At 45.4% G+C, this 10,677-nt stretch carries 6 protein-coding genes; all 6 read right to left on the bottom strand.

Annotation, left to right across the window (positions count from 1 at the left end; all coding sequences use genetic code 11):
- Positions 1-366: 366 nt before the first annotated feature.
- Positions 367-1,092, bottom strand: coding sequence for a glycoside hydrolase family 2 TIM barrel-domain containing protein (locus tag ACJ751_RS06635; protein WP_407744591.1), 726 nt, complete (start codon positions 1,090-1,092; stop codon positions 367-369).
- Entirely contained in the window at positions 1,089-2,207 is a 1,119-nt protein-coding gene (locus tag ACJ751_RS06630) for a sugar-binding domain-containing protein (RefSeq protein ID WP_407744590.1), read from the bottom strand. Before ACJ751_RS06630 ends, ACJ751_RS06635 begins: the two co-directional genes overlap by 4 nt.
- Positions 2,208-2,270: 63 nt before the next feature.
- Entirely contained in the window at positions 2,271-3,479 is a 1,209-nt protein-coding gene (locus ACJ751_RS06625; RefSeq protein WP_407744589.1) for a glucuronyl hydrolase, read from the bottom strand.
- A gap of 271 nt (positions 3,480-3,750) precedes the next feature.
- Positions 3,751-5,367: a RagB/SusD family nutrient uptake outer membrane protein gene (locus ACJ751_RS06620; protein WP_407744588.1), complete on the bottom strand. Its 1,617-nt coding sequence runs from the start codon at positions 5,365-5,367 to the stop codon at positions 3,751-3,753.
- Positions 5,368-5,392: 25 nt separating this feature from the next.
- Positions 5,393-8,659 carry a TonB-dependent receptor gene (locus ACJ751_RS06615; RefSeq protein WP_407744587.1) on the bottom strand — a complete coding sequence of 1,089 codons (3,267 nt, stop codon included), beginning with the start codon at positions 8,657-8,659 and terminating at the stop codon, positions 5,393-5,395.
- Positions 8,660-8,905: 246 nt separating this feature from the next.
- Positions 8,906-10,042, bottom strand: a complete 1,137-nt coding sequence (locus ACJ751_RS06610) for a FecR family protein (protein ID WP_407744586.1) — start codon at positions 10,040-10,042, stop codon at positions 8,906-8,908.
- Positions 10,043-10,677: the final 635 nt, after the last annotated feature.

Below are 10,677 nucleotides of genomic sequence, written 5' to 3'. Positions count from 1 at the left end.
TCCCTACACGACGCCTTCCGATCTTGATCACTGGCCATGAAGGTAGTGGCTTGCTATGCCTGCCCGACTGAACATCGCCCGGGCGGCGACAATGGTGAATGGTCAATGCATTAACGTATTCATCATTATCTGTATGAACAACACAAATGTTAGGTTATAATAGCTGCTTAAATACGGGCGGGACAAGGTGTACGGATATAGCTGGGATAAAAGATACGATCAATAACAATTGGCAATGAGCAATTGACAATAAGCAAAGAGATCAATTCCGGGAATCTGCATACAGTATATGAAAGAAGCATGCCAATTTGAAGAAGACAGCTATTTAGCCGGGGGCGACTATGAGATATTTATTTTTTGAATAACTTATTTATTGGCTGCAGCAGCCCTTTCTTCATAATATTCCTTTAGTACATTAAACGCTTTCTTCTTACGGCCTTTTTGATCAATAAGGCCTTTGTTATTCCAGCCTTCCTGGAAGGTTTGATTATTACGGCGGGGCGAACGGAAATCGCACAGGATCCAGGGCGACAAACCGGCAAAGTTATCAGGCATCCGTTTAAACATGGCCACCTGTTCGCGATAATACCATTCCTGGTACTCTTCACTCCAACGTGTTAATGAATCGCCATGAAAGCCTCCCAGCGTTTCAGCGCCGGTTTCACTAATGAAGAAAGGTTTGTTATAAACAACTTCCCAATTAGCAGAACGGCATTTATCAGGCAACCCTGCGTACCAACCCAGGTATTCATTAAAAGCCACCAGATCAACATACTCACCTAACGGATCATCGATCCTGTTTACCCCAGGTTGATAATTCACTTCCAATGCAGCTGATACCAACCGGGTAGAATCGAGCGAGCGGGCAGCGCTGATGAGGTTATGCATAAAGTTGGTACGTACCGGGTTCACCGGTGTTTCATTGCCTACCGACCAAATAATGATACTGGCCCGGTTATGATCCCGGGTGATCATTTCAGTGAGTTGGGTGTGTGCTTTTTCAAATACTTCGGGGCTGGAGAAATCTACCGTCCAGTAAACCGGAATTTCAGACCACACCAGTATGCCCAGCGAATCGGCAGTACGCGTCATATTCTCATTATGCGGGTAATGCGCCAGCGAACCATATTACAACCCAGTTCTTTGGCCTCACCCAGCAATTGCAATGCATCCTGCTTACTGTAGGCCCGGCGCATTTGCTGCGAAATTTCTTCATGAATACAAATACCGCGCATAAACAACGGCTTTCCATTCAACAACACCTGCTTACCCACCACTTCAATTGTGCGGAAACCTATTTTATCATCTATCCGGTCGGTACTGGTATTAATGACGACATTATACAGTTTTGGCGTTTGCGGCGACCAGAGCTGTACAGCAGGTAAATTGAATTGTATGGCTACTTTATCACCTGTTACCGGAAATGCTTTTTTAATTTTCAGCTCCGGTATTTCCACCACCACTTCTTTGGCGCTTTGCCATTCATTGAGCTGCACCCAGCCTTCTACCGGAATATTCTTTAACGCCTTCAGCCCGGCGCCTTTCTTTATGTGCAGGCTATAATCCTGGATAAAGGCAGCTGGCACTTCTACCAGTTGTACATCCCGGGTAATGCCGCCATAGTTCCACCAGTCGGTATTCACGGTAGGCACTTCATCTTTATGTCTTGTGTTATCTACTTTTACCACCAGGTAATTGCCCGCGCTTTTCAGTACAGAATCGGGCACTTCGAAATTGAAAGGGGTAAATCCACCTTTATGTTTTCCCAGTTTTTTGCCATTGAGGTATACATCCGCTTCATAGTTCACGGCGCCGAAATACAGGTATACTTTATTGGCAGGATTGCTCTTTGTGAAATCAAAGGATCTTTTATACCACACTATGCCTTCGTAGTACAGGAATTTTTCAGCCTGCGAGTTCCAGTCGCCTGGAACCTGTAAAGTGTATTTATCGTTGAATTGATGTTCCTTGCGATCGGTTTTATCAACCGGCACATCGGTTGTCCAATAAGCTTCGCGGTCGTTTTCCTTACGCTCCTGGAACCGGTAATCATAAAAACCCGTTCCATAAGGATCGATTATATATTGCCATTTACCATTGAGGCTACTTATTTTTCTTGCCCCTATATCAGTGATTAAGGCAGTTTGGCCAAAAGCAATCGTACTTATGCAAGTTGCTATTGCAACTATTAGATATTTTGATCTCATATGTTTATTTCGTGAATCGGCAATCGGCAACCTTGTCAACTTGTTAACTTGTCAACTGATCAACTATTTAACTAATTCCTTATAACGCTTACAAGCTTCTATAAAGTAATAATCTCCATACGTCAAAGGAACATCTATCTCTGTACCAGCCGGCTTATGCCCTACCCCGTGTTGCAGAATAAAACCACCATTGGCGCCGGCAGCAGCTTTATATGCAGTAGCAGATAAATTTTTAATTATGGTGGCTGCTACATCCCTGTATTCTTTGGCATCCTTGCTTTTTGTATGCTGGCTCAACTCAATAAGCGCCGAGGCCATAACAGCTGCGGCTGATGCATCGCGCAGGGCATTGGGAATATCGGGTGCATTAAAATCCCAATAAGGAATTTTATCGGCCGGCAGGTTTGGATTCTTTAAAATGAAGGCCGCTATATGTTGCGCCTGTTGCAGGTAACGCACATCTTTTGTTTCGCGATAGCAAACCGTATAACCATATAAACCCCATGCCTGCCCGCGCGCCCAGGCCGATTCATTGGCATAGCCCTGTGCAGTTTTCTTTTCTTTTACAGCCCCGGTGTTCATATCATAATTCAACACGTGGTAGGAACTGTAATCGGGGCGGAAATGATTTTTCATCGTGGTATTGGCATGGGCAACGGCAATCTTGAAGAAAGAAGAATCACCGGTAGCCTTTGTTTCTTCAAACAGCAATTCCAGGTTCATCATATTATCGATGATCACCAGGAAGTCGGATGGATCTTTAGAATCCCATGATTTTATACAGCCTACGGTTGGGTTAAACCGGGTGCTGAGCGATTTGGCGCTGTTGAGTAATATTTCCCTGTACTCCGCTGATGGTTTTATGCGATTGGCGTTACCAAAACTGCAGTACATCATAAAACCCAGGTCATGGGTGCCTTTATTAAATTGTTCTTTTTGTAAAATGCTCAGTTTGCGAACGGCTTCGTTGTACAATGCCGTGTCGTGTGTTTGCTCATACAGGTTTAACAAGGTTCCAGGATAAAAACCGCTGCACCACCAACCGGAGTTGCTGTGTTGGGCTTTACCTGTTTGCGGGAAATAGGTTTTGGGAAAGCTGTCGGGCGGCGTTGCTGCCTTTAATACTTTGTATTGCTTTGCCCCATCTTCAAAGTCTGTCTGAATGGTTTGCAAAAGCGGGTTTCTGGAAACTGATCTCTTTTGGGCCTGACAAGCATTGCCAATCGTAATAACGCTTACTAAAATAAAAGGAACAATCGCGTGCACTCTCATGTATAGTTTCAATTTGCGGTCGAAAATAGGAAATTATATAGCAATTTAAAGGTTATAAATAGTAGGCTGTTTTGGTATTATAATAAGCATCCTGTCATTTTAAGCACATGTTTTAAGGTTGAAAAGTTAACAAGTTGACGCGTTGACAAGGTAAAATCCATTACCTGTTACCGGTTTCCAGGCGCAAGCCCATATCAACTTGTTAACTTATCAACTTTTCAACTTCCTGCTTCTTACATCTTACTTCCTACTTCTGCTCTCTAAACAAGCCTTAATACCCATCATTTTGTTCAAGAACAGCATCCTTGTTCAAATCCCGCTCCGACTGCGGAATGGGCAACAACAGGTGTTTGCTGGTTATGCCCAATACCGGGTTAATTTTTTGCGTATTGTATTTAGTAGTTCTGTCAACTAAGGTTTTGGTACGCATCAGGGTCATGCGGCGGTTTTCTTCGGCCAGCAACTCTCGGGCCCTTTCATCCAGAATATAATCCATGGTTACGTCACTCGCAGCTACCGGCGTAGCATTTGCCCGGGCCCTGATCACGTTCAGTGAGGCGGCTGCATCAGTGAGTTTGTTTTGTTTGAACTGCGCTTCCGCCATCAGCAAATAGGTTTCGCCCAAACGCATTAAAATAAAATCCTTTACCATGGCAAACCCAAATGCATCATTCGGATCATATTGATACCATTTGGTTGTATGCGGCGCTATTTTAAATACCGTATCAGCACCCACGTAAGGGATCAGTTGTCCATAACTTGGCTTTCCTGCCGTATTGTAATAAAACTTGTGACGAATATTATATTCCGAATTACGCATGTCGCCTGCTCCGTACAATCCATATACCACCCAATCGGTCAACCGCATTCTGCCAATACCTCTGCCACCCAGTGAATCGCAAATGGTCATATCGGTGATCTGGTAATAAGCAGCCCCCCAGTTACGGCGTTGCTGCGGCGAACCACTATAACCACCCACCACTGAACTGGTATTCTCCAGTTCAAATACCCAGATGGCCTCTTTATTGCCCTGAGCGTAGCGTTGATTGCCATAAATAAACATATCAGAGAAAGGATCACCGGGTTGACTGGCCCTTATACCATAGCGTGCAGTAGTAAGACTGAATTTTCCACTCTGGATGATCGCCTTACATTGTGCTTCGGCCAGATCGTTCTTACCTATGCGCAAATACACTTCGGCCAGTAATTGCTGGCCCATGGCCTTGTTAGCCCGCCCAAACAATTTATTCCTCGCATTTGATTTTTCATTGTCAATGGTGGGCAGTTTGTCAATGGAATAAGTCAGGTCGGCCACTATTAAATTGTTCACGTCATCGAGTGGCGCCCGTACAAAATCAGTTTTTGCTTTGGTAAGCGGTTCGGTAACAATGGGCACTTTCCCATACAGGGTAGCCAGCATGTTGTACGCGTATGCCCTGAAGAAACGGGCTTCGGCATTAAAACCATCTTTACCAGCCTGCGATACCTTGGTGAGCGCAGGGTTTTCGGCATTGGCGATAATATTATTGGCATTATTGATCAATTGATACGCCCATTGCCAGGTAAAGCTGGCAGCGCCATCTGTTGAGATCAACTGGGTATAATCGTAATACGGCACTTCAATGCCCTGTTTTTGCGTGGGCGGCACCCAGGCAATATCAGTACCGGCATTCCAAACGCTGGGCCAGCCCTGCTGATCGCTTTTTGAAAAGAACAATCCCAATTGATAATACATCCCGATGGCAGCAGCATCAAACCCCAGTGAATCCGTAAGGGTTTCAGGTGCATAGCTGGAATACAATTTTTCGTCGAGGAATTTTTTATTGCATGATGACAATCCCTGCAATACCCCATACACACAAACTATAATAATGATATGCTTTTTCATTTGTAGTAAAGTTTAAGTTGATCAATTAACGGAGTCCTACATTCACCCCAAATATGAATGACCTTACCAGCGGGTAATTATTATCCCAGCCGCCATTGCCCCTGAAGGTGAAATCATTTTCAGGGTCCCAGCCAACCCAATTGGTGAATGTATACAGGTTACGACCACTTAGATAAAATGTAAGACTGCCCAGTCCGGTCTTGGTTAATAACCGTTGAGGAGTTGTGTAACTCAGCGTAGCGTCTTTTATGCGGGTATAACTGTTGTCTGAAGCATATCCATATCCCCGGCTGTTGGTATAAGCCAATGAAGGCCGGGTATTGCTTTTGTTCTCTGCCGTCCAGTAGCCGATCTCTTTAGCGGTGTTCATGCGACCTGCTTCATCGGCCCAGGTGAGGTTTACGTTGTTCTTGATAGCGCCCCGGGAGGTTTGAATAAAAATGTTCAGGTGCCAGTTCCTGTAATGGAAAGTATTGGTGATGCCACCGATCCATTTAGGTAAAGTGGAACCCAGGATGCGTTTGTCATCGGCCGTAATGGTTTTACTGCCATCCTTATCGGCAAACTTCAGATCGCCGGGTTTAACGCCGGGGTCCTGCGAAGAAGCATCTTCGCCTTGCTGCCAAACACCCTGCATCACATAATCATAGATCACAAAAAGGGGCTGACCAATAAACCAGCGGTTCCCCAGATCGTCTTTTTTATCGCCATACAGGTCAAGGATCTTATTGCGGTTGCGGGCGAAATTCAACATGGTTTCCCATTTAAAATCTCCTGCTTTCACGTTGATGGTGCTCAGGCTTATTTCTATACCATGATTCGCTAATTTCCCCAGGTTATCCCACACATTTAAATATCCGGTTGCCGTAGGCAGGTTGCGTTTCAGCAGAATATCTTCCGTTCTGGTGCTGTAGTATTCAATGGTACCGGTAATGCGGTTGTTCAACACAGAAAAATCGATCCCCGTATTGAATCCCTTGGTGGTTTCCCAATGCAGGTCTCTATTCCCCATGGTATTGCTGGTAATTACCCCAATCGTGCTGATTCCGTTATAAGGTACCCGAACGGGGGCATCCGTAAAAGCCGTTCCGTTAGGATCAACCGCCTGGTTACCCGATTTACCATAAGACACCCGCAGTTTCAGGTTGTTTACAAATGACAGCGGGGTCATGAATTTTTCATTGCTGATGTTCCAACCCAATGCAAAAGAAGGGAACAAGCCGTATTTGTCGGTATTGGCGCCAAAGGCGGAATAGCCGTCCCGGCGGGCTGTAACCGTAAACAGGTAACGGCTGTCGTAATTATAATTCAACCGCCCCATTTGCGAGATCAGCGTGCTCCGGTTCTGGTAGGAACCGTACACGTTCGCTCCGTTAAAGTAACCTACATAGCCTGCACTCAGCGTGGCTGCAGCGCTTAAATTTTTGTACGACAGGTCATCATTCACAAAACCGGTGCCTACTGTGCTGCTCCCAAAGAAATCGTTTTGTTGCGCACTGTACAAACCGGTAAAGTCAATGTGATGTTTGCCCCAGTCTTTGGTATAGGTTAATATATTTTCAAAAAGCCAGTTCTTATTATACGCATTGCTTACCGTGGCGGTTCCCAACAGATCATTGGCTTTGCGGCCAATGTAATTGGCGCTATCACGTGGCAGGTACGACCAGGCAGCATTGGCGCGGTATTTCAATCCTGGTATAATGGCGGGTTTCAATTCCAGGTAAAAAGTTCCGTTCAGGTTATTACCGCGGTTAATGCGATTGGTATATAAACCCAGCAAAGGATTTGTATACAACAATTCAGGGTTCATGGGATAAATTTCATAATCGCCATTGGCCTTGCGCAGGCTCCCGTACGGACTCATTATAGCCCCCAGGTAAAAGTTGGCCCTGCCCCCATCATAATTGTTATTGGCATAGAATAAAGACGTTCCCACGGTAAGGAAGTCGGTAAGGTTTACATCGAGGTTCGAACGAACGCTCAGGCGTTTGTATTGATATCCTTTCACCACCCCTTTTTGATCCAGGTATTCGCCCGAGAGATAATATTTCACATCTTTGGTTCCACCCGCTACGCTTACGTTATGGTCCTGGATAATGCCCTGTTGGGTTTCTTCCTTTATCCAGTCAACCGTTTTGCCGTCATTGTAATTGGCCACCTCATATGCATTGGGCAGTACCTTGGTTTGCGTTTGGGTAGGGTTCACCTGTTGCCACCAGTCGGCATATTTCTGCACATACCCCTCCGGACTGTTCGGCTTCATTATATGACCCAGGTTTTCCAAACCGGTATAGCCATTGTAGCGGATCACGGCCTTGCCGGTTGTACCTCTTTTGGTGGTGATAAGAATTACGCCATTGGCGCCACGCGTGCCATAAATGGCTACTGCCGAAGCATCTTTCAACACTTCAATAGAGGCAATGTCATTTGAGTTGATGTCGTTTATATTGCCACCGGTGGTACTGAACGGAATGCCATCCACCACAATGAATGGCGTTCTGTTGGCATTTACAGAATTAATGCCGCGTACGGTTACCGTGGCGCCGCTACCCGGCACTGAGGAGTTTTGGGTTATATTCAAACCCGCTACCGCACCCTGCATGGCCTGGTATACATTCGTAACCGGCAGTTCACTCAACCGCGCTTTGGGCACTGATACTACTGAACCGGTTACATCGGCTTTCTTTTGGGTGCCATACCCTATCACAACCACCTGGTTCAGATCGGCCACATTTTCCTGCAACACTACTTCGATCGTATGGCGTCCTTTCACCGGAATTTCCTGATCGAGAAAACCTACTGAACTTATTACCAGCACTGCATTTTCACTGGAGAGATTCATTGAAAAGGTTCCATGTTCTTTGGTGGATGTGCCATTGCTGGTGCCTTTTTCCTGTACCGTAACATTGGCCAATGGATTGTTGTGCGTATCGCTAACGCGGCCTGTTACCTCAAAAGCCAGTGGGGTTCGCTCTTCCGCCGTATTTTTTTGTTCGGTAGAAATTACGATCAGATCGTTGCCGACAATTTTAAAAGTGAGTTCCGTTTTATTCAACAGTTGTTTCAACACATTACTAACCGGCTCGCTTTGTACGTTGATATTGATCTTTTGTTCAGCCGGTAATATCTCTTCATTATATACAAACCTGAAATAAGTTTGCCGCTCAATTATTTTAAATGCAGTTCTCAATGATGCATTTGCCAGTTTAAGGGTAACCTTTTCCTGGGCAAATCCAACATGCGCAATGGACTGAAACGAAAAAAAGCATATAAGCAGAACCGTCAATTTCATCAGCAGCAAGCATTTGATAACAGGGGCAGGGCATGAGAATACCCTACATCCATTTTTTTTCATAACTTAGTTTTGAAAGTGTTAAAGGATGGGAATTTCCTGAAGCAAGAAGATTTTCTGATTTTAACATCCACGGGGAATGCGACAACATTCTCCGTTTTTGTTTTTACGAAGTGAGGTTAGGTTTTCATTGCAAATCGTTTTGGTTACACAATCGTTATCCAGCGTATATAGAGTACTCGTTCTTTACCATATAGTGACTTCCGCGCCTTTTATTTCGTAATGAAAGCCACGCGAAAGGCTTAACGCTTCCATTACATCCACCAGTGATTTATTTTCAAACACCCCGGTAAAATGCAGGTTGTTCAGTGATCCGTTCTTCAGTTGTATGGTTACGTTGTACCACCTTTCAATTTCAGGCAGGATGCGGTCGAATGGTTCGTTCTCGAAAGCCAGTTTATTTTTCACCCACATGGTTTCATAATGGCTGCCCGTATCCAGTTTACAGGGATGTAATTTGCTTACCATCATCATGGGAGCGTTATCGGTTGCAGCGGAAACGCTATCGTTCTTTGCCTTTACGTTACTAATAACGGTAGCGTTGTCGTTCCTGACGATCAGCTTTTCATCAGGTTTCAGAATTATCTTTTTATCGGGATTATCATGCAGGGTTACTTCTACAGAACCCCTGATCAGGGCGGTTTCTGTAGTGTTTTCACCGGGATAGGAACGAACATTGAAAGCCGTACCCAATACTTTTATGTCGATAGATGGGGTATGAATAATGAAAGGAATGCGTTGCCCGGTCTCTACCGAAGTAGCATGGGCCACATCGAAATACGCTTCACCGGTGAGGGTCACTTCGCGCGTGTTGCCTGAAAAATTCTGCCCATAAGTTAATTTACTGTCTGCATTCAACCACACCTGGGTGCCATCAGGCAATTCCACTTTTGATTTGGAACCGGGCCGCGTACTGATGGTGTTACTGGCAACCGGTTTGCTATTGTTTTTTACTGGCGGCCAAAAAACCAGGAAACAAACCAACAGACATGCAGCTGCAGCGGTGGCTCCCCACCACCAACGCAACCTGTTGCGCCGGATGGCTTCTTCCATTACAGGCACTTCATTCTCCGCCTCCTCTGTATCGAACTGTAAAGCCCGTTGTGACAGGTGGTTACTAAGGCGTTGCAGGTGTTTATCAAAATGCCCTGGCGCCACAGCCATCGTTTTGGGCCTGTTATTCCACATATTACGAATGATGCCGGCGCGCAATCCCCATTCGGGATGCTGCGACAACAGGGTATGTAGCTCCTCCAGTTCTTCTGTAGAAGCTTCCTCAGAAAGTTGTACACTTAACAGATACCAGGCTCTTTCTTCATTCATAATTGTTGGCTGTATGGGCTAAGACAAGCTGTTGAGAAGAAATGTACCAAAGGAATTAAAAAAAGTTGACCAGTTAACCTGTTGACGAGTTGACCAGGGAATAACCAGTTACCCGGTTCCGTTTACCGGTTTGGATCCACCCTAAGCAAAGACTCAGCCGACCCTTCTTCGCAAACGCTTCGCAAATCCTTCGCAAATTTGCGAAGAAGCCTAAGAGAAGTTCCGAAGGATTCTAAAAGGATTTGCGAAGAAATTGGCCTCCCACCCTCATTCTGACATGGTCCCAGGCATGTCCAGGAGGTCTGAACTGGGATTTATGGGATGGCGGGATGTTTGGGATTGTACGAGACAGACTGTAGCGGAATGCTCAGGTAGTTGTCTAACAGTGGTCAGAGAGTTGTCTGGGAATGCTCATACGCCTGAGCAGTTCCAGAGAATACCCTGAGAGTGTCCAGAGAATATCCAGAGAATACCCAGGCAATTCCCTTACAGTCTAACTACCATCCTGCCGGTACCAATCTCCCATTCACTCCATCCATCCCCTAAATCCCAGTTCAGACTTATTCCTGAGGCTAGTATTGGCTATAGCGATTGAGAATAATTTATCAGTGCAAAATGACGATCAGTATTAAATT

The sequence above is a fragment of the Niastella sp. genome, assembly GCF_045805085.1.
Taxonomy (GTDB): Bacteria; Bacteroidota; Bacteroidia; order Chitinophagales; family Chitinophagaceae; genus Niastella.
This window is presented reverse-complemented; position numbering and strand designations above follow the sequence as displayed.

Excerpts from the sequence above, each read along its gene's own strand:
- ACJ751_RS06615 (WP_407744587.1), bottom strand. The coding sequence starts at position 8,659 with ATGAAATTGACGGTTCTGCTTATATGCTTTTTTTCGTTTCAGTCCATT.
- ACJ751_RS06610 (WP_407744586.1), bottom strand. The coding sequence starts at position 10,042 with ATGAATGAAGAAAGAGCCTGGTATCTGTTAAGTGTACAACTTTCTGAG.
- ACJ751_RS06635 (WP_407744591.1), bottom strand. The coding sequence starts at position 1,092 with ATGACGCGTACTGCCGATTCGCTGGGCATACTGGTGTGGTCTGAAATT.
- ACJ751_RS06630 (WP_407744590.1), bottom strand. The coding sequence starts at position 2,207 with ATGAGATCAAAATATCTAATAGTTGCAATAGCAACTTGCATAAGTACG.
- ACJ751_RS06625 (WP_407744589.1), bottom strand. The coding sequence starts at position 3,479 with ATGAGAGTGCACGCGATTGTTCCTTTTATTTTAGTAAGCGTTATTACG.
- ACJ751_RS06620 (WP_407744588.1), bottom strand. The coding sequence starts at position 5,367 with ATGAAAAAGCATATCATTATTATAGTTTGTGTGTATGGGGTATTGCAG.